General features: G+C 72.1%; 19 protein-coding genes. 13 read left to right on the forward strand and 6 right to left on the reverse strand.

Annotated features, from left to right (window positions below):
• Positions 1–27 precede the first annotated feature (27 nt).
• Positions 28–1668: a phospho-sugar mutase gene (locus D9V37_RS08740; protein ID WP_121805714.1), complete on the forward strand. Its 1641-nt coding sequence runs from the start codon at positions 28–30 to the stop codon at positions 1666–1668.
• A gap of 6 nt (positions 1669–1674) precedes the next feature.
• On the opposite strand, the gene D9V37_RS08745 is transcribed toward D9V37_RS08740, so the two are convergent.
• The gene (locus D9V37_RS08745) at positions 1675–2286 is read right to left on the reverse strand and encodes a hypothetical protein (RefSeq protein ID WP_147455900.1); all 612 of its coding nucleotides are present in this window, start codon (positions 2284–2286) and stop codon (positions 1675–1677) included.
• 59 nt (positions 2287–2345) lie between these two features.
• Between D9V37_RS08745 and bglX the strand changes: the two genes are divergently transcribed.
• The 10 genes from bglX (at position 2346) to D9V37_RS08795 (ending at position 13789) form a co-directional block, all read left to right on the forward strand.
• Positions 2346–4571 carry a beta-glucosidase BglX gene (bglX, locus tag D9V37_RS08750; protein ID WP_121805716.1) on the forward strand — a complete coding sequence of 742 codons (2226 nt, stop codon included), beginning with the start codon at positions 2346–2348 and terminating at the stop codon, positions 4569–4571.
• A 91-nt stretch (positions 4572–4662) separates the two neighbouring features.
• The gene (locus D9V37_RS08755) at positions 4663–5682 is read left to right on the forward strand and encodes a LacI family DNA-binding transcriptional regulator (protein ID WP_121805717.1); all 1020 of its coding nucleotides are present in this window, start codon (positions 4663–4665) and stop codon (positions 5680–5682) included.
• Positions 5682–6581 carry a ribokinase gene (locus D9V37_RS08760; protein WP_121805718.1) on the forward strand — a complete coding sequence of 300 codons (900 nt, stop codon included), beginning with the start codon at positions 5682–5684 and terminating at the stop codon, positions 6579–6581. The genes D9V37_RS08755 and D9V37_RS08760 overlap by 1 nt, the downstream gene beginning before the upstream one ends.
• The gene (rbsD, locus tag D9V37_RS08765) at positions 6578–6982 is read left to right on the forward strand and encodes a D-ribose pyranase (protein WP_121805719.1); all 405 of its coding nucleotides are present in this window, start codon (positions 6578–6580) and stop codon (positions 6980–6982) included. The genes D9V37_RS08760 and rbsD overlap by 4 nt, the downstream gene beginning before the upstream one ends.
• Entirely contained in the window at positions 6982–8487 is a 1506-nt protein-coding gene (locus D9V37_RS08770) for a sugar ABC transporter ATP-binding protein (RefSeq protein WP_121805720.1), read from the forward strand. Before rbsD ends, D9V37_RS08770 begins: the two co-directional genes overlap by 1 nt.
• Positions 8484–9458, forward strand: a complete 975-nt coding sequence (locus D9V37_RS08775) for an ABC transporter permease (protein WP_121805721.1) — start codon at positions 8484–8486, stop codon at positions 9456–9458. Before D9V37_RS08770 ends, D9V37_RS08775 begins: the two co-directional genes overlap by 4 nt.
• Positions 9455–10480 (forward strand): substrate-binding domain-containing protein, encoded by a 1026-nt coding sequence (locus tag D9V37_RS08780; RefSeq protein WP_121805722.1) that lies wholly within the window; start codon positions 9455–9457, stop codon positions 10478–10480. Before D9V37_RS08775 ends, D9V37_RS08780 begins: the two co-directional genes overlap by 4 nt.
• Positions 10481–10505: 25 nt before the next feature.
• The gene (deoC, locus tag D9V37_RS08785; RefSeq protein WP_232524824.1) at positions 10506–11474 is read left to right on the forward strand and encodes a deoxyribose-phosphate aldolase; all 969 of its coding nucleotides are present in this window, start codon (positions 10506–10508) and stop codon (positions 11472–11474) included.
• An 18-nt stretch (positions 11475–11492) separates the two neighbouring features.
• Positions 11493–12935 (forward strand): aldehyde dehydrogenase family protein, encoded by a 1443-nt coding sequence (locus tag D9V37_RS08790; protein WP_121805724.1) that lies wholly within the window; start codon positions 11493–11495, stop codon positions 12933–12935.
• A complete protein-coding gene (locus D9V37_RS08795; RefSeq protein ID WP_121805725.1) occupies positions 12932–13789 on the forward strand; it encodes an aldehyde dehydrogenase family protein in 858 nt (285 codons plus the stop codon). The genes D9V37_RS08790 and D9V37_RS08795 overlap by 4 nt, the downstream gene beginning before the upstream one ends.
• 9 nt (positions 13790–13798) lie before the next feature.
• On the opposite strand, the gene D9V37_RS08800 is transcribed toward D9V37_RS08795, so the two are convergent.
• Positions 13799–14257, reverse strand: a complete 459-nt coding sequence (locus tag D9V37_RS08800) for an OsmC family protein (RefSeq protein ID WP_121805726.1) — start codon at positions 14255–14257, stop codon at positions 13799–13801.
• Between the two features lie 109 nt (positions 14258–14366).
• Here D9V37_RS08800 and D9V37_RS08805 point away from each other — a divergent pair, with 109 nt between their 5' ends.
• Positions 14367–14888 (forward strand): DinB family protein, encoded by a 522-nt coding sequence (locus D9V37_RS08805; RefSeq protein WP_121805727.1) that lies wholly within the window; start codon positions 14367–14369, stop codon positions 14886–14888.
• Positions 14889–14898: 10 nt separating this feature from the next.
• Here the strand turns inward: D9V37_RS08805 and D9V37_RS08810 are convergent, their stop codons facing one another.
• The 4 genes from D9V37_RS08810 to D9V37_RS08825 form a co-directional block, all read right to left on the reverse strand.
• Complete coding sequence (locus D9V37_RS08810; protein WP_121805728.1) at positions 14899–15897, reverse strand: 5'-3' exonuclease; 999 nt, start codon at positions 15895–15897, stop codon at positions 14899–14901.
• 5 nt (positions 15898–15902) lie between these two features.
• Positions 15903–16625 carry a class I SAM-dependent methyltransferase gene (locus tag D9V37_RS08815; RefSeq protein WP_121805729.1) on the reverse strand — a complete coding sequence of 241 codons (723 nt, stop codon included), beginning with the start codon at positions 16623–16625 and terminating at the stop codon, positions 15903–15905.
• A gap of 66 nt (positions 16626–16691) precedes the next feature.
• Complete coding sequence (locus tag D9V37_RS08820; RefSeq protein WP_121805730.1) at positions 16692–18086, reverse strand: FAD-binding oxidoreductase; 1395 nt, start codon at positions 18084–18086, stop codon at positions 16692–16694.
• Positions 18087–18103: 17 nt separating this feature from the next.
• Positions 18104–18868, reverse strand: coding sequence for an SDR family NAD(P)-dependent oxidoreductase (locus tag D9V37_RS08825; protein ID WP_121805731.1), 765 nt, complete (start codon positions 18866–18868; stop codon positions 18104–18106).
• A gap of 99 nt (positions 18869–18967) precedes the next feature.
• Here D9V37_RS08825 and D9V37_RS08830 point away from each other — a divergent pair, with 99 nt between their 5' ends.
• Positions 18968–19876, forward strand: coding sequence for a flavodoxin family protein (locus tag D9V37_RS08830; protein WP_121805732.1), 909 nt, complete (start codon positions 18968–18970; stop codon positions 19874–19876).
• Positions 19877–19896: the final 20 nt, after the last annotated feature.

Genomic DNA, 19896 nt, shown 5'->3' on the forward strand with positions numbered 1-19896 from the left:
CCGGCTGACCTTAGTAACGTCGCGCCGGTGAGTCTCCACGACACCGCGAGGGCCTGGCTGGCCGAGGACCCCGACCCCCAGACCCGGGCCGAGCTGCAGGAGCTGCTCGACCGCGGCGACGAGGCCGAGCTCGCCGACCGGTTCGCCGGGACGCTGCAGTTCGGCACCGCGGGCCTGCGCGGCGCGCTGGGCGCCGGGCCCAACCGGATGAACCGGGTAGTGGTGACGCGCGCGGCGGCGGGGCTGGCGGCGTACCTGAGGGCGAACGGCGCCGGCGCCGAGGACGCGGTGGTGATCGGCTACGACGCCCGTCACAACTCCGACGTCTTCGCCCGCGACACCGCGGAGGTGATGACCGGCGCCGGGCTGCGCGCCCTCACGCTGCCACGACCGCTTCCCACTCCGCTGCTGGCGTTCGCGATCCGCGACCTCGGCTGCGTCGCGGGCGTCATGGTCACCGCCAGCCACAACCCGCCGCAGGACAACGGCTACAAGGTCTACCTGGGCGACGGCAGCCAGATCGTGCCACCCGCGGACGCCGACATCGCCGCGCAGATCGAGGCGGTCGGCGCCCTGGCCGACGTCGCACGCGGCGACGGCGGCGAGCTGCTCGGCGACGACGTCGTCGACCGGTACCTCGACAGTGTCGTCTCGGTCGCGGACGCCGGGCGCAAGGACCTGCGCATCGTCTACACGCCGATGCACGGCGTCGGCGGCACCTCGGCGCTCGAGGTGCTGCGCCGGGCCGGCTTCACCGACGTCCACGAGGTGGTGGCGCAGGCCGAGCCCGACCCGGACTTCCCGACCGTGGCCTTCCCGAACCCCGAGGAGCCGGGCGCGATGGATCTCGCGCTGGCCCTGGCCGAGGAGGTCGACGCCGACCTGGTGGTGGCCAACGATCCCGACGCCGACCGCTGCGCCCTCGGAGTGGCCGGCCCGCGGCGTCACGGGACGGGCTGGCAGATGCTGCGCGGCGACGAGGTGGGCGTCCTGCTCGGGAGCGAGCTGCTGCAGCGCGGACGGACCGGCACCTACGCCTGCTCGATCGTCTCCTCCTCGCTGCTGGGCGAGCTGGCGCGTGCGGCCGGGCAGCGGTTCGTCGAGACCCTCACCGGCTTCAAGTGGATCGGCCGCGTGCCCGACCTCGCCTTCGGCTACGAGGAGGCGCTGGGCTACTGCGTCGACCCCGCGCACGTGAAGGACAAGGACGGCCTCTCGGCGATGCTGCTGGCTTGCGACCTGGCCGCCTCGCTCAAGGCGCAGGGCCAGACGCTGCGCGACGCGCTGGACCGGATCGCCCGCGAGCACGGGCTGTTCGCCACCGACCAGCTCAGCGTCCGCTTCGACGACCTGGCCCAGATCCCGGCCACGATGGAACGGCTGCGCGGCACGCCGCCGCAGACCCTCGGCGGCCTCGACGTGCTGGGCGTCGACGACCTCTCGGCCGGCTCCGACGACCTGCCGCCGACCGACGGCCTGCGCTACCGGCTGGCCGAGCGCGCCCGCGTGGTGGTGCGTCCCTCGGGCACCGAGCCGAAGGTGAAGTGCTACCTCGAGGTGGTGGTGCCGGTGGGCGAGGAGGACGACGGCGTCGACGCCGCCCGCATCGCCGCCGCGGGCCGGCTGGACGCGATCAAGGCCGACGTCCGCACGGCGGCGGGGCTGTAGGGCCCGCTAGAGGAACAGCGTGACCACGAAGGCGACCACGAGCACGCCGAGCGCGGCGTAGAGCCCCACGAACGGCGTACGCCGGATCTCCTCCTCGCCGGCGCCGAGGCGCTTGGCGTCGCGGCGGGCGTCGGCCGCGGCGCGGTTGACCCACTCCTCGAGCAGGTCGGCGTTCGTGTCGCCGGCCGGGCTGCCCTCCGAACGCCGCATCCCGAAGGGACCCAAGGGCGCGCCCATCGTCGTCGGTCGCACCATCTGCCGGGTCTTGCGCCCGACCGCGATGCCGACGTAGGTGCGGGCGCCGGAGTGCACCTTGGTCACCGCGCGCACCTCGACGTCGTCGACCAGGTGCAGCGGCAGCGACAGCTCGTGGAACGGGTTGCGCAGCACCAGCCGGCCGCCTCGCACCAGGATCTTCGGGCGCAGCATCAACGCCCAGGTGAGCACCCCGAAGGCGACCAGCGCCAGCTGCACCCGCAGCCCGTCGAGGCCCCAGCCGTCGACGGCGATGACGACGACCAGGAGGATCACCAGGCCGATCCCGACGATGCCGCTGACGGTGCCCTGGCTGGACGGGAAGGTGTACCTGCCGACTTCGGGGGTGGATGGGCCGGCCATGGCCACCAGGGTACGGACTTCGCTAGGTTCGTGAGCTCGGTCACATCTCGGGAGGATCCATGACCCAGCTCACCCGCCGTTCCCTACTCGGCTCCACCACCGTCGGGGCAGCCGCCACCGGCCTGTCCACCGGGCTGATCGGCACACCGGCCCAGGCCGCCCCGTTCCGCACGGCACGCCGCCGCGACCGCGTCGAGCGCCTGCTGGCGCGCATGACGCTGGCGGAGAAGATCGGCCAGCTGCGGCTGGCCAACACCGCCGAGGACACCGAGGCGGCACTGCGCACCACGGGCTGCGGCGGCGTCTTCTCCGTCGTCGGCGCCGCCCAGCTCAACGCCCTGCAGCAGCAGGCGCTGCAGACCCGGCTGGCGATCCCGCTCATCGTCGGGCTCGACGTCATCCACGGCTACACCACGAACTTCCCGATCCCGCTGGGCCAGGCGGCCTCGTGGGACCCGGAGGTGGCCGCCTCCGACGCCCGCACCAGCGCCGCCGAGGCCCGCCGCAGCGGCATCACCTGGACCTACGCGCCGATGATGGACGTCAGCCACGAGCCGCGCTGGGGCCGGATCGCCGAGGGCAACGGCGAGGACCCGTACCTGACCACGCGGTTCGCGGTGGCCAAGACGAAGGCCTACCAGGGCGCCGACCTGGCCCGACCCGACACGCTCGCCGCCTGCGCCAAGCACTACGTCGGCTACGGCCAGCCCGAGGGCGGCCGCGACTACAACACCGTCGACGTCAGCATCCAGCGGCTGCACAACACCTACCTGCCGCCGTTCCGGGCCTGCGTGGAGGCCGGCATCGCCACCGTGATGGCCAGCTTCAACACGATCTCCGGCGTGCCCGCGCACGCCAACGCCTACACGATCCGCGAGGTGCTCAAGCAGCGCTACGGCTTCGACGGGTTCGTGGTCAGCGACTACACCGGCATCCAGGAGCTGATCCCGCACGGCATCGCCGGCAACGGCACCGATGCCGCCCGCGAGGGAATCCGCGCCGGCGTGGACATGGAGATGACCAGCACCAACTACGTCGAGCACGCCCGCGACCTGCTCCGCACCGGCGCCATCTCCCAGCGCGAGATCGACGACGCGGTGCGCCGCATCCTCACCGTCAAGGACGACCTGGGCCTGTTCGACAACCCGTTCGTCGACCCCGCCGGCGAGACCGTCAGCGTCTCGGCACAGGCCCGCGCGGCCGCCCGGACGGCAGCGGCGCGCAGCCTGGTGCTGCTTCGCAACGAGAACGGCGTGCTCCCGCTGAGCAAGGGCAGGACCGTGGCCGTGGTCGGCCCGCTGGGCACGGCCACCTACGACCTCAACGGCACCTGGTCGGGCCTGGGCACCGGCGCCTCGACCACCGAGCCCACCACCGTGCTCGACGCGATCAAGGCGATCTCCGGCGGGAGCGTCACCTACACGCCGGGCTGCGCGGTCGACGACACCGACACCTCCGGCATCGACGCCGCCGTGGCCGCCGCCCGCGCCGCCGACGTCTGCGTGCTGGTGCTCGGCGAGACCGCCGCCATGAGCGGCGAGGCCGCGGCCCGCAGCGACATCGGGCTGCCCGGCGTGCAGCAGCAGCTGGCCGACCGCGTCGGCGCCGCACAGCCGCACACCGTCGCGGTGCTGCTCAACGGCCGGCCGCTCACGCTGACGCAGCTCGCTGCAGCGGTGCCGGCGATCCTCGAGGCGTTCGCCCCCGGCCTCGAGGGCGGCAACGCCATCGCCGACGCGCTGTTCGGCATCACCAATCCCGGCGGCAAGCTGCCGGTGAGCTTCCCGCGCTCGGTGGGCCAAGTGCCGATCTACTACAACCACGAGAACACCGGGCGCCCCTACGACCCGGACAACAAGTACACCTCGAAGTACCTCGACCTGCCTGACGGCCCGCTGTACGAGTTCGGGTTCGGGCTGTCCTACACCAGCTTCGAGGTGAGTGGCGTGCGCTTCTCCTCCGACACCCTCCCCCGGCGCCACGGCCGGGTCACCGTCGCCGCCACCGTGCGCAACACCGGCGCGCGCGCCGGCGATGAGGTGGTGCAGCTCTACCTGCACGACCCCGTGGCCAGCATCGTGCAGCCGGTGCGGCGGCTGCGCGGCTTCGAGCGAGTGACGCTGGCGCCCGGCGAGCAGCGCACGGTGCGGTTCACCCTGACGCGCGAGGACGTCGGCTTCTACGACGACCAGGCGCGCTTCATCGTCGAGCCCGGGCAGGTGGAGGTCTACGTCGGCACCTCCTCGGACCAGGCGACGAAGGCCGGGGTGCTGACCGTCCGCTGACCGGCGTCGTGGGCCGCCCTTGACGGATCGGGTGACCGCTGTCACAGTCCTCTGTAAACGTTTTCTGTAAACGATTACAGCAAGGAGCCACGTGCCCACCATCCAGGACGTCGCCGCGCGAGCCGGCGTCTCCGTGGCCACCGTCTCCCGGTTCCTCTCGGGCCAGACGGTGCGCAGCGCGGACGCCGTGCGCGAGGCGGTCGACGCGCTGGGCTACCGGCCCGACGTCGCCGCCCAGGCGATGCGTACCGGGCGGCACAGTGCCGTGGGCGTGATCGTCCCCGACATCGGCAACCCGTTCTTCGCCGCCATCGTCAAGGGTCTGGCGCAGGGCATCCCCGACGGCGGGCTGCACATGCTGCTGGCCAGCTCCGAGGAGTCCGCGCAGCTGGAGGCGCGGCTGCTGGCCGACCTTGACTCGCGCGTCGACGGCTACGTGCTGGCGCCGGTCAACGAGCAGGACCGGCTGCCGCTGGAGCTCGTGCGCCGCGGCGTGCCGGTGGTGCTGCTCGACCGGGAGGTCGACGGCGGCGAGGACTGCGACGTCGTGCTCGTCGACAACGCGGGCGGCGCCGCGTCGGCCGCGCGCCACCTGCTCGACCTGGGCCACCGACGCATCGGCGTCATCAGCGGCCCGGCCAACACCACCCCCGGTCGCGAGCGCCGCGAGGGCTTCCTGAGCGTGCTCGCCGAGCACGACGTCGTCGTGGAGCCCGGACTGGACCTGGTGGGCGACTTCCTCGAGGAGTCGGGGCGCCGGCTCACCGAGCAGCTGCTCGCCCTGCCCGAGCGGCCCACCGCGATCTTCACCGCCAACAACCAGATGACCGTCGGGGCGCTGCGCGCGCTGCAGGCGGCGTCGGTCCCGGTGCCCGACGAGATCTCGCTCATCGGCTTCGACGACCTCACCCTCGGCGGCCTGCTGCAGCCGCCGCTGACCTGCGTGGTCCGCGACGAGGTGCGTCAGGGACGCACCGTCATGGAGCTGCTGGTCGAGCGGCTCGGCCACGCGCGCCTGGCCGAGACCCCCCAGGTGCCGCCCCGCCGGGTGGTGCTCGAGACGACGCTGCTGGTCCGCGGCAGCACCGCCACACCCCGACAGGAGGCCTGATGGGCCGGGTACTCGTGATCGGCTCGATCACCTGCGACGTCACCGCCTTCGCCGACCGGCTGCCCGGACGCGGCGAGACCGTGCTGGGCCGCGAGCTCACGCTGGTGCTGGGCGGCAAGGGCGCCAACCAGGCCGTGGCCGCCGCCCGCGCCGGCGCGCGGACCGCGATGGTCGGCCACGTGGGCCGTGACCCGTTCGCCGAGATCGCGCTGGCCGGGCTGCGCGACAACGGCGTCGAGACCGACCAGGTGACGCCGGTCGACGGCCCCACCGGCGTGGCCCACATCCGGGTGGCCGACGGCGAGAACGACATCGTCATCGTGCCGCTGGCCAACGACCACGTGGACGCGGCCCGCGTCGACCAGGCCCTCGCGCAGGCCGAGCCCGGCGACGTACTGCTGCTGCAGCTGGAGATCCCGGCCGCCACCACCGCCCACGCGGCGCGCGCCGGCCACGAGGCGGGGCTCCTGGTCGTGCTCGACCCGGCGCCGGCGGTGGAGCTGCCCGAGTCGGTGTGGGCCGACGTCGACGTGGTGACCCCCAACGAGACCGAGGCCGCCGCGATCACCGGCGAGACCGACGAGGACGCCGCCGCGCGGTGGTTCCTCGACCGGGGCGTCGCCACGGTGATCCTCACGCTCGGCGGCCACGGCGTGCTTATGGCCACCTCCGGCGGGAGCCGGCGCCACGACGCCTACGAGGTCGAGGCCGTCGACACGACGGCCGCCGGCGACGCCTTCACCGGCACCCTCGGCGCCACCCTGGCCGCCGGGACCCCGCTCGCCGAGGCCGTCCCCCGCGCGATGGCCGCCGGCGCACTCGCCGTGACCAAGCCGGGAGCCAGCCCCTCGCTGCCCTCGGCCACCGAGATCGACACCTTCCTGGAGCAACGAGCATGAGGCGCAACGGCGGCACCCTGAACGGCCAGCTCTCCCGGGTGATCTCCGAGCTGGGCCACACCGACCTGCTCGTGGTCACCGACGGCGGGCTGCCGATCCCGGCCGGCGTCGAGCGCGTCGACCTGGCCCTGCGCGAGGGCGTGCCCGCGTTCCTCGACGTGCTCGACACGGTGCTGGCCGAGGTCGAGATCGAGGGCGCCCTGATGAGCGAGGACGTGCGCGGGGCCAGCCCCGCCATGCACGAGGAGATCCTGCGCCGGCTCACCGAGCGCGGCGTCACGCCGCAGTACGTGCCGCACGTCGAGTTCAAGGCCGCCACCGCCGGCGCGCGGGCGGCGGTGCGCTCGGGTGAGTTCACGGCGTTCGCGAACGTGCTCCTGACCTGCGGAGTTGTCTACTGATGAAGCTGCAGGCCCGCGACATCCACCACCGTTTCGGCGAGAACGCCGTGCTGCGCGGCGTCGACCTCGAGGTCGCCGGCGGCGAGGTCGTCGCGCTGGTGGGCGAGAACGGCGCAGGCAAGTCGACGCTCACCCGCATTCTCTCGGGGGCGCTGCGGCCGACGTCGGGCACGCTGAGCGTCGACGGCGACGACGTGTCGTTCTCGCGCCCGCAGGACGCGATGGCCCGCGGCATCTCGGTGATCTACCAGGAGTTCTCGCACAACCTGTTCCCGCACCTCAGCGTGGCCGAGAACCTGCTGATGCACTCCGAGGCCACCGGGCTGGCCCGCGTGGTCACCCGTCCGCATCGCACCCGCGCCGCCGCCCGCGAGCTGCTGGCCCGCGTGGGCGTGGAACTCGACGTCGCCCGCCCGGTCGGCCGGCTCGGCGTGGCCCAGCAGCAGATGGTCGAGATCGCCAAGGCGCTCGGCGGGCGCACGGAGGTGCTCATGCTCGACGAGCCCACCGCCGCGCTCGACGACCAGGAGTCCGAGCAGCTCTTCGCCCAGGTGCGCCGGCTGCAGGCCGACGGCGTCGGCATCCTCTACATCAGCCACCGCCTCGACGAGGTGTTCGCGCTGGCCGACCGCGTGGTGGTGCTGCGCGACGGAGTCGTCGCGCACGAGTCGGCCATCGCGGAGACCACCCGTACCGAGGTGGTCGCGGCGATGGTAGGCCGCCAGGTCGACGACTTCTACCCCAAGGAGCACCACACTCGCGCCGACGCCGACCCCGCCCTCGTGGTGCGCGGCCTCACGACGCGGGGCGCGTTCGCCGACGTCGACCTCGAGGTGCGTCCCGGCGAGGTGCTCGGACTGGCCGGGGCGCTCGGCTCGGGGCGCAGCGAAGTGCTGCAGACGCTGTTCGGGGTGCTGCCGACCGACGCCGGCACGGTCAGCGTCGCCGGCCGGCAGGTGCGCACGACCAGCCCGCGCCGCGCGATCCGCGCGGGTCTGGCCTACGTCGTGCCCGACCGCGGCGAGCGCGGGCTGCTCCCCCACCGCTCCACCGGCGACAACATCACGCTGGCCTCGCTGGCCGAGCACGGCGGACCCGCCGGGCTGGTGCAGCGCGGCAAGGAGCACGACGTCGTGCGGCAGGCGATGGACGACCTGCGGGTGCGCGCGAGCGGCCCGGCCCAGCCGGTGGGCTCGCTCTCGGGCGGCAACCAGCAGAAGGCGCTGATCGCCCGCTGGGTGCTCACCGGACCACGGGTGCTGCTGATGGACGAGCCCACCCGCGGCGTCGACGTCGGCGCGAAGACCGAGATCTACCGCATCCTCAACCGGCTGACCGCCGACGGCGTCGCCGTCGTGCTGGTCAGCTCCGACCTGCCCGAGCTGGTGGCGATGTCCGACCGCGCGCTGGTCATGCGCGGTGGTCGCGTGGTCGCCGAGCTGGCCGGCGACGACCTCGACCAGCAGCACATCCTGACCCACTCCCTGGAGGTGGAGGCCTCGTGAGCCGCACCCTGCAGATCCTGTCCAACCTGCGCTCGGTCTGGGTGCTCCTCGCCCTCGGCGTCGTGCTCAGCATCGCCTCGTCGCACTTCGCGACGTCGAACAACCTGCTCAACGTCGCGCTGGCGACGTCGGTGACCGCGCTCCTGGCGGTCGGGCAGACGTTCGTCATCATCCTGGGCGAGATCGACCTCTCGGTGGGGGCGACCCTCAGCTTCACCGCCGCGATCACCGCGCTCACCCTGCGCCACCAGCCGACGCTGGTCGGCATGGTCGTCGGCATCGGCGCCGGCGCGGTGGTGGGCCTGGTCAACGGGGTGCTGGTGACCAAGATGCGGCTGCCCTCGTTCATCGCGACGCTGGCGATGATGTCGGTGCTGGCCGGGCTCGCGCTGCAGGTCACCCAGGGCAACCCGGTGGGCGTGAGCGACTACAGCTTCCAGAACATCGGCCAGGCCTACGCCGCCGGCATCCCGGTGCCGGTGTGGATCATGGCCGTCGTCTTCCTCGCCTTCGGGCTGCTGCTGGCACGCACGCGCTTCGGCCGGTTCGTCTACGCCACCGGTGACAACGAGGAGGCCGCGCGGCTCTCCGGCGTGCCCACCCACACGGTCAAGATCGCGGCGTTCGTGCTCAGCGGCTCCCTGGCCGCGCTGGCTGGCTTCATCATCACCGCCCGGCTCTCCACCGCCGAGCCCACGGCCGGCACGGGCCTGGAGCTGGAGGCGATCGCCGCCGTCATCATCGGCGGCACCAGCCTGGCCGGCGGCCGCGGCGACATGCTCGGCACGGTCGTCGGCGCTCTCATCCTCGGGGTCATCGACAACGGGCTCAACCTGCTCAACGTGAGCCCGTTCCTGCAGAGCGTCGTCAAGGGTCTGGTGATCCTCGCCGCCGTGCTGCTCGACCGCAACGCAGCCGTCGTCCGCGGCTGGTTCACCCGCACCACCACCACCGAAAGGGTCACCTCATGAACCGTCACCTCCAGCGCAGCGCCGCGCTGCTCGCGGCGACCACCCTCGCGCTCACCGCCGCGGGCTGCAGCCGCAAGTCCGACGACGCCAAGGCCGGCGGCACCGGCAAGGGCCGCGACAAGTCCGCGGTGATGATCATGAGCACGCTGAACAACCCGTTCTTCGTCTCGGTCAAGAACGGCGCAGCTGCTCAGGCGAAGAAGAACGGCATCAAGCTCGACGTGCAGAACGCCAACAACTCCGACGGCACCGCGCTCAACCTGGCCACCACCGCCATCGCCAAGCAGCCGGGCGTGCTGGTCATCGACCCGGTGGGCAGCGAGTCGGCCACCGCCAGCGTCAAGGCCGCCAACTCCGCCGGCATCCCCGTGATGGCCTTCGACCGCAAGCCCGACGGCGGCACCCTGTCCAGCTTCGTCGGCTACGACGCCGTCCAGGCCGGCAAGAACGCCGCCGACGCCCTGGCCAAGGGCATGGCCGCCAAGAACGGCAGCGAGAAGGGCTCCATCGTCGAGATCCAGGGCATCCTCGGCACCAACGTCGCCCAGGACCGCTCGAAGGGCTTCGAGACCGAGATCGCGAAGTACCCCAACATCAAGACCGTCGCCAAGCAGTCGGCCGACTTCGACCGCGGCAAGGCGCTCAACACGATGACCGACATCTTGCAGGCGCACCCCGACATCGACGGCGTCTACGCCGCCAACGACGAGATGGCGATGGGCGTGCTCGCGGCGCTGAAGTCGCGCCAGCTCGCCGGCAAGGTGGTGCTGGTCGGCAACGACGGCATCTCCGATGCCCTGCAGGCGATCCAGGACGGCCAGATGTACGCCACCAACGCGGAGTCGCCGTACGCGCTGGGGCAGCGGGTCTCCGACCTGATCCTGCAGCTCGCCCAGGGCAAGAAGGTGACCTCGAACAAGGTGCTCGAGGGCGAGCTGATCACCAAGGACAGCGTCAAGGACTACGCCTCGCACCTGGTCGAGATCGGCGACTCCGCCGACGTTCCGGCTTCCCTGAAGTGAGGCACCCCGTGGGAGAGTGGCGCGAGTGACGATCACCCCATCCACCGCCACGGCGCTGTCGGACGCGGTCGCGTCCGACAGCGCCCTGCGCGGCTTCCTGCACGGGCTGCCCGGCGTCGACCAGGTCGGCGCGGAGCAGCGGGCCGCCGCCCTGGGCACCCGGTCGATCAAGACGACCGCCAAGGCGTGGGCTCTCGACCTGGCCGTCTCGATGGTCGACCTGACCACGCTGGAGGGCAACGACACCCCCGGCAAGGTGCGCACGCTGGCGGCCAAGGCGATGCGCCCGGACCCCACCGACCCGGGCTGCCCGGCCACGGCCGCCGTGTGCGTGTACGGCGACCTGGTGGGCGTGGCCAAGGAGACGCTCGGCACGTCGGGGGTGAAGGTGGCCTCGGTGGCCACCGCGTTCCCCGCGGGCCGCGTGCCGCTGGAGGTCAAGCTGGCCGACGTCCGCGACGCGGTGGCGGCCGGTGCCGACGAGATCGACATGGTGATCGACCGGGGCGCGTTCCTGGCCGGTCGCTACCTCGAGGTCTACGAGGAGATCGTCGCCACCAAGGCGGCCTGCGGCCAAGGAGATCGCCGGGCCCACCTGAAGGTGATCCTCGAGACCGGCGAGCTGCAGACCTACGACAACGTGCGACGCGCGTCGTGGCTGGGCATGCTGGCCGGTGGCGACTTCATCAAGACCTCCACCGGCAAGGTGCAGCCGGCGGCGACCATGCCGGTCACGCTGGTGATGCTGGAGGCGGTCCGCGACTTCCGCGAGACCACCGGCACCCAGATCGGCGTCAAGCCGGCCGGCGGCATCCGCACCGCCAAGGACGCGATCAAGTACCTGGTGATGGTCAACGAGGTGGCGGGCGAGGACTGGCTGCACCCCGACTGGTTCCGCTTCGGCGCCTCGACGCTGCTCAACGACCTGCTGATGCAGCGCCAGAAGCTGGCCACGGGCCACTACTCCGGCCCCGACTACGTCACCCTCGACTGATCGAACGGGACTGAATCCATGAAGTTCGAGTACGCCCCCGCCCCGGAGTCGCGCGCGATCGTCGACATCGCCTCCTCCTACGGCCTCTTCGTCGACGGCGCCTTCACCTCCGGCTCCGGTTCGTCGTTCAAGACGATCAACCCGGCCACCGAGGAGGTGCTGGCCGAGGTCGCCGAGGCCGACGCCGCCGACGTCGACCGTGCCGTGAAGGCCGCCCGCCGCGCCTACACGCGCGTGTGGTCGCGGATGTCGGGCGCCGAGCGCGGCAAGTACCTCTTCCGGATCGCGCGGATCATCGCCGAGCGCAGCCGGGAGCTGGCGGTGCTGGAGTCGATCGACAACGGCAAGCCGATCAAGGAGTCGCGCGACGTCGACATCCCCACCGCGGCGGCCCACTTCTTCTACTACGCCGGCTGGGCCGACAAGCTGGAGTACGCGCTGCCAGGAAATGGACACAGCGGGGCGGACCCGCAGCCGCTCGGCGTCGCCGCGCAGGTCATCCCCTGGAACTTCCCGTTCCTCATGCTGGCCTGGAAGATCGCGCCCGCACTCGCCACCGGCAACACCGTGGTGCTCAAGCCGGCGGAGACCACGCCCCTGACGGCACTGCTCTTCGCCGAGATCTGCCAGCAGGCCGACCTGCCGCCCGGGGTCGTCAACATCGTCACCGGCGCCGGCGAGACCGGTCGCGCGCTGGTGGAGCACCCGGACGTCGACAAGGTCGCCTTTACCGGCTCCACCGACGTCGGGCGCGCCATCGCCCGCTCGGTGGCCGGCTCGCGCAAGAAGGTGACCCTGGAGCTGGGCGGCAAGGCGGCCAACATCGTCTTCGACGACGCGCCGGTCGACCAGGCGGTCGAGGGCATCGTCAACGGCATCTTCTTCAACCAGGGCCACGTGTGCTGCGCGGGCTCGCGGCTGCTGGTGCAGGAGTCGGTGGCCGAGGAGGTCGTCGAGCGGCTCAAGCGCCGGATGGCGACGCTGCGCGTGGGCGACCCACTGGACAAGAACACCGACGTCGGCGCGATCAACTCAGCAGAACAGCTGCAGCGGATCCGTGAGCTGGCCGAGATCGGCGACGCCGAGGGCGCCGAGCGGTGGACCGAGCCGTGCGAGCTGCCCGACCACGGCTTCTGGTTCGCGCCCACCATCTTCACCGGCGTCAGCCAGGCCCACCGCATCGCCCGGGAGGAGATCTTCGGCCCGGTGCTCTCGATCCTCACCTTCCGCACCCCGCAGGAGGCGGTGGCCAAGGCCAACAACACCCCCTACGGGCTCTCGGCGGGCATCTGGAGCGACAAGGGCTCGCGGATCCTGTGGGTGGCGAACCAGCTGCGCGCCGGCGTCGTGTGGGCCAACACGTTCAACCGCTTCGACCCGGCCTCGCCGTTCGGCGGCTACCAGGAGTCGGGCTACGGCCGCGAGGGCGGCCGTCACGGACTGGAGGGCTACATCAAGTGAGCAGGCTCGACGTCAAGAAGACCTACAAGCTCTACGTGGGCGGGGCGTTCCCGCGCTCGGAGTCCGGGCGCACGTTCGTGGTCGAGGACGCCAAGGGGCGGTTCCTGGCCAACGCCTCGCTGGCCTCGCGCAAGGACGCCCGAGACGCCGTGAAGGCCGCCCGGTCGGCGTTCGGCGGCTGGTCGTCGCGCACGGCCTACAACCGCGGCCAGGTGGTCTACCGCATCGCCGAGGTGCTCGAGGGCCGGCGCGAGCAGTTCGAGGCCGAGCTGCGCGCCACCGAGGGCATCACGGCGGCCAAGGCGCGTACCTACGTGGACGCCTCGGTCGACCGGCTGGTCTGGTACGCCGGCTGGGCCGACAAGCTGGCCCAGGTGGTCGGCGGCGCGAACCCGGTGGCGGGGCCGTACTTCAACCACTCCACCCCCGAGCCCACCGGCGTGGTCGCGGTCGTGGCGCCGCGCGGGCCGCTGCTCGGCCTGGTCAGCGTCGTCGCGCCGGTCATCACCACCGGCAACACCTGCGTCGTGATCGCCAGCGAGGAGCACCCGCTCACCGCCATCACGCTGGCCGAGGTGATGGCCACCTCCGACGTGCCGGGCGGCGTGGTCAACGTGCTCACCGGCAAGCGCGCCGAGATCGCCCCGTGGCTCGCCTCGCACGCAGACGTCAACGCGCTCGACCTGACCGGCGTCGACGACCCGGAGCTGGCCACCTCTGTGGAGCAGGCGGCGGCCGGCACGCTCAAGCGGGTGCGCCGGCCAGCCGAGGAGGATCTGCTCGCTCCCCCGCCGCTGGACCGGATGACCGACTTCTTGGAGACCAAGACGGTCTGGCACCCGATGGGGATCTGAGCCCGACGCTCAGACCGGCAGCGGCAGCGGCTTCCAGGTGGAGCTGTAGTCGATGCCGCTGCGGCGGAACAGCTGCGTCACCGGGCACCGCCGCTCGAGCTCGCTGACGAGCCGGTCGAAGGTCTCGCCCTCCGCGTCGGTCTCGACACTGGCCTCGACGGTGACGGCCTCGAAGTTGGCGTTGCCCTCGGCACCGCCGACGAAGACGGCTGGGTCGAGGTCGCCGCGGGCGTTGAAGGAGAACTCTCCGAGCCGCACGCCGAGGTCCTTGGCCACCAGCTGAGCGGTGATCTGGTTGCAGGCGGTCAGCGCACCGAGCGTGTAGGCCAGCGGGCTCGGGGCGGCGTCGGCGCCACCGAAGGCCGGGTAGGTGTCGGAGCCGAACTCGTGGGGGTGGTCCCCGGGGACGGCGATCTGCTGGGCGACGCCCGAACCGCGGCTCTCGACGACGAAGGGGACAACAGACAGGGCGGGCTCCGATCAAGAGACAAAGTTGATTGGAATACTATAGAACTCGTCGCCATCCCGTCGTCCTTGCGGAACGTCAGCTTCCTGATGCGGTTCTAGGTTGACGTCCATGAGCGAACGAGACGACCTGTTGCAGATCCTCGACACCCGGCGCGCCCTGTTCCTGCGCACCGTCGAGGGCATCGACGACGACCAGGCCCGCACCCGCACCACGGTCAGCGAGCTGACCCTGGGCGGGCTGGTCAAGCACGTCGCGCAGACCCAGGAGCAGTGGCTGTCCTTCATCACCGAGGGACCCGCGCCGCAGCCCGACATCGACTGGTCGAACATCGACTGGAGCAACCCGCCCGCGGCGGTGAAGGCCTTCCAGGAAGGTCACCGCATGCTGCCCGAGGAGACGCTGGGCGACCTCGTGGCCGCCTACCAGGACGTCGCGGCGCGCACCGCGGAGCTGGTCGACACCGTGGACCTCGACGCCACCCAGCCGCTGCCCGAGGCACCGTGGTTCGAGCCGGGCGCCTCATGGTCGGCGCGGCAGGTGCTGCTCCACCTGGTCGGTGAGACCTCCCAGCACGCGGGACACGCCGACATCATCCGCGAGGCCCTCGACGGCCAGAAGACGATGGGCTAGCGGCGGCGGGCTAGAACAGCGTCAGCTGGGACTCGCGGCGCGGCTCGGCCTCCCGCTGCGGCAGCGGCGGGTGGCTGCGCCGCGCGCGCCACTCGGCGGTCGGGTCCCAGTTGAGGGCGTCGGGGGGCGGCGCTGCGGCCGGTGGCTCGACGTCGCACAGGGCGCGCAGCGCCTGGGCCTGCGTGCCCGGCAGCCGGCAGAAGGCGTAGGCCTTGCGGACCGCCTCGACCGCCAGCGGCAGCCGGCTGCCGGTGCCGACCACCAGGTCGGTGCGCATCGCCATCAGCTCGCAGTTGCGCGCCCAGTTCTCGTGGGCCTCGGGGGCGGCCAGGCGCGGGTGGGCCCCGGCGGCGAAGGCCGTCTGGGCCGTGCCGTGGTCGGCCAGCAGCCGCGCCGCGATCTTGGGCCCGACGCCGTAGACGCCGGGCAGGTTGTCCGAGGGGTCGCCGCGCAGCGCGGCGAAGTCGCGGTACTGGTCGGGCCGGACGCCGAGCATGATCTCCAGCCGCTCTGGGGTAAGCAGCGGCGAGGCCTCCACTCCCCCGTTGATGACCCGCAGCACGCTGGTGTGGTCGTCGATGAGCGCGAACGCGTCACGGTCGGAGGTGACCACGACCGTGCGTCCGCCCGTCTCCCGGGTGCGCGCCGCCACCGAGGCCAGCACGTCGTCGGCCTCGAGCCCGGCCGGCACCTCGACCGCGACCCCCATGGACGTCAGCACATCGGCGGCCAGCGAGAGCTGGGAGACCAGCGTGCGCAGCTTGTCGGGCCGCTGCGCCTTGTACGCGGGGTAGGCCTCGCGCCGCTGGCTGCGCTCGGGGTCGTCGAAGCCGACCACCACGCTGCTGGGCATCACCCGCTCGACCGCGTGCACCAGTTGCATCAGCAGCCCGCGCACCGCCCACACCGGGTCGCCGGCCAGGCTGCGCATCCCGGTGTGCGCCAGCGCGTGGTAGCCGCGGTGGACCAGCGAGTTGCCGTCGACCGCGAGGACGACCGGCTGCTCCATGACCCCTACTCTGCCTCACGCCGCCGACACAGCAGGACCATCTCCTTGCCGGGCCGGTCGGGGGCCTCGCGGAGGTCGACCACCTCGAAGCCGTGAGCGCTCAGGTCGCGCTCCAGCTCCTCGCGATCGCGGAACCGCAGCGTCGAGGTCGAGGTGATCGGCACCTGGTCGACCACCATCGTCGAGGCGAAGGTGACCAGCGGCAGGTCGACGTCGGTCACCGTCCGCGACACGGTCAGCTCGCCCACCTGCGTGGGCGCGACCTCCCAGGTCTCCCAGTCGCGCCGCTGCGGCCGTCGCGTCTCGAAGGCCAACCAGCCGCCGGCCCGCAGGCTGCGCCGGACGGCGTCGAGGGTGAGCGACCAGTCCTCGTCGTCGACGAAGACCTGGGCCACGTTGCCGGTCATCAGCGCCAGGTCCGCCCGACCCGACACGGCGTCGGGCAGGTCGGTCGCATCGCCGTGGATCCAGTCGACCCGGTCGGCGTACGGCTTGGCCCGGGCGACCTCCAGGGACGCCGCCGCCGGGTCGACCCCGATCACCCGCACGCCCCGCTCGGCCAGCAGCACCGCCAGGCAGCCGGTGCCGCAGCCGACGTCGACCACCGTGCGCGCGCCGACCTCCTCGACGATGCCGACGTAGGCCGTCAGATCGTCGCGATCGCCGTCGAGCGCGTCGTAGAGCACTGCCAGCCGCGGATCGGCGAAGACCGGATCGGGTGGGCGCATCCGATGAGGCTAGGCGCCTCGAGCCCTAGGCGACCTGCGCGGGCGTCGACGGGTCGGGACTGCACCTCAGGAGTGGACGTTGAGCTGCGACGCATCGCCGACCAGGTAGTGCACGAAGCGCCCCTCCGGATCACGTACCGCACGGATCTCCTCCAGGCGCGCATAGTTCTCCTCGCTGAGGAACCGGTCCGTGCGCCGGGTGAAGTCGGTGTCGCCGAGGTAGACGCCTCGGCCGTCGAGGGCTGCGAGCCGTGCCGTGCGTGAGTGCACGAGGTCGCGCATCTGCTCGTCCTCGGCGGGATCGGTGTAGATCAGGTAGGTCGCCAGGTAGACGTTCGCCTCCACCGAGAAGGCCATGTCCGGCAGCGCCCGGGTCGGCGCCCAGCCGTACCAGATCGAGAACGAGTGCTGCGTTGGCAGCTCGCGCCAGAGCTCCTCGAGCACCGGGGCCAGCTGCTCGGCACTCGCGTCGCTCCACGTGCAGTCGACGGCATACCGGTGGCCCTCGGGATTCTGTGCGGCCTGGGCGGCGTTCTCCTCGGGGATCGAGGTCTGCGACCGCACGTGACCGAGCTCCTCCAGCCCGGCTGGGCACGAGGCGAACGGCGTCAGTCGCTGCTGGACCTGCTCCAGCGAGTCGCCCATGCACGTGGTGTGCACGAGCAGCACAGTCCCCGTGGGCCGTTCCACGCCGGGGTGGAGGGGCACGTCGGGCAGCCGGGTCGCGGCCAGGACCGGCTCGACGGTGCGATCCAGGCCCGGCAGGACGTCGTGGAGCCAGGCCAGCACCGGGGCCGTGTCCTCGACCCGGAAGGTCCAGGTGTCCTGCACCATCACCGGAGGCAGCGGGTAGGTCTGGAGGTGGAAGCGTGCCACCAGGCCGGGGAAACCGGGTCCTGCGCCGCGCGCGGCCCACCACAGGTCGGAGTTCTGCTCGGCGTCGGCGCGCACCAGCTCGCCGTCTGCCGTGACGACGTCGATCGCCACGAGGCTCTCGCAGGCCCACCCCAGCGAGCGGCTGTTCCAGCCCTGGCCGCCCTGGAGGACGAAGCCGCCGATCCCGACCGACTCACAGTGCCCGCCCGGGAACGACCGACCGCGCTCCTGAAGGAAAGGCGCCAGGTCGAGCGCCCCGCGCACGGCGGTGCGCGTGGTGATGATGCCGGTCTCCTCGTCGTAGGTCATGTCCTTGAGGAGCCCCAGGTCGACCAGGAGTGTCTCGTCGCGCACGCCCCAGGCCGCCCAGGAGTGTCCGCCCGAGCGCACGGAGACCTGCAGACCCTCCTCGCGCGCCCACCGGACGGCGTTGACGAGGTCGTCGTCGCTCTCGGCCAGCAGCACGGCGGCCGGGTAGCGGTCCGGGCGGCGGGCGTTGAACACGCGGCCGACACGAGCCTCCTCGTAGCCCTCCTCACCGCGCTTGAGCAGCCGCCCGTCGAACGTGAAGCCTGAGTCACTCATCTGCTCGATCGCCTCCCTCAGCCGATCGTGGCCGAGCCGCCGTCGACCGGGATGTTCGCACCGCTCACGTGGCCCGCCTCGTCGGAGGCGAGGAACAGCACGGCCGCGGCGACGTCGTCCGGTTGACCCACCTTGCCCAGCGGGATCCGTCGGGTGACGACGTCCCGGTCGCTGCCGGGTCCTTCCAGGTGTTGGCGCGTCTGGGGTGTGGCCGTCATGCCGGGACTGACGGCGTTGACCCGAATGCCGCTCGGGCCGCCCTCGGCGACGAGTTGGTAGGTCAGGGCCAAGACGCCGCCCTTCGCCGCGCCGTGGGCGTTCTGCGCCATGAAGAAGGCCCCTCGCGACGCTGAGAGCGAGGCGATGTTGACGATCGAGCCGCCGCCCCGCGCGACCAGGTGCGGCCACACGGCACGGGTCACGTAGAAGACGATGTCCAGCTCGTGGCTGATCGTGAACCGCCAGTCCTCGACCGGCATCCGGTCGATCGCGCCGAATCGGATGGCAGAGGCGTTGTTGACCAGGATGTCGATGCCGCCGTGCTCGGCGGCCGCCTGGTCCGCCCATCGCACGGCGGCGGACGGGTCGGTGAGGTCGATCGGCGCGGTGGTGGTGAGCACGCCGTCGCCCTCGGCCAACGCGGCCGTCTCGCGCGAGCCGTCCGCGTCCAGGTCGCAGCAGACCACGGTGGCGCCCTCGCGCACGAAGGAGAGCGCCACGGCGCGACCGATTCCGCCGGCCGTGCCGGTGACCAGCGCGACCTTGCCGGCAAGCCGACCCATGGGCCCTCCTCCTGGACTCTGCGTGTGACCGGCACCATACTGGAGAAGTTCATCTGGTAGAAGTCGCTCTCATCTGGCGAGAACAACCGAGAGGTCGAGATGGCTCACGGGAAGATCCTGGGACTGTCCTGCGGAGCAGTCGACGGCAGCGCGGAGATCCTGCTTAAGGAGGCGCTGCGGGCCGCCGAGGGCGACGGCGCCGAGGTCGAGCTGGTGCGGCTGATCGAGCTCGCGCTCCCCTTGGAGCCGACCGGGCGCGACGCCGACCTGCCCGATGACGCCTGGTGGCTGTGGGAGAGGTTGCTGGAGGCCGACGGCATCGTCGTCAGCACCCCGATCATCAGTCGCACCGTCGCCGCTCGTCTCAAGGTGGTCGTCGACCGGCTGCTCGGTCCCAACGCCGACGTGGCGATCGTCGCAGGCCTGCTCGACCTGCGTGCTCGCGGCGAGGAGCCCGCGGTGCCGTTCCGGGTGGACGAGCGCGTGCTCAAGCCTCGCGTGGCGGGCTTCCTCTCGGTGGGCGGCTCGCTCACCTCGCAGTGGAAGACGCTGAGCCTGCCGCTGCTGCACACGACGACGTTCTCGATGCACACCACCGTCGTGGACCAGGTGGAGTTCGAGGGAGCCGGAACGCCCCGCTCGATCGTCCTCGACGTCGACGCGCTCGCACGGGCCGGCGAGCTGGGACACCACGTGGCCGGTCAGCTCGGCCGCAGCGCGGAGGAGGCGCAGTACCTCGGTCCGGAGGGCCTCTGCCCGATGTGTCACCTCGACGTCGTCAGGCTGAGGCTGCCGGACGTGGAGTGCGCCACCTGTGGCGCACGTGGTGTGCTCGAGGGCGGCAGCGTCACCTGGACCGATCTGAGCACCTCGGTACTGTCGATGGCCGAGAAGCAGGCGCACGCGGTGGAGATCCAGCAGACCGCGGCCGCCCATGCCGGGCGTCGCGAGGAGATCGAGGCCGCCGCAGCCGTCCTCACCGCCTACGACCGGCTGGTGCGGCCCTAGGCCGTGTCGATCGACCCACG

This window comes from Nocardioides mangrovicus (assembly GCF_003674065.1).
Classification (GTDB): domain Bacteria; phylum Actinomycetota; class Actinomycetes; order Propionibacteriales; family Nocardioidaceae; genus Marmoricola; species Marmoricola mangrovicus.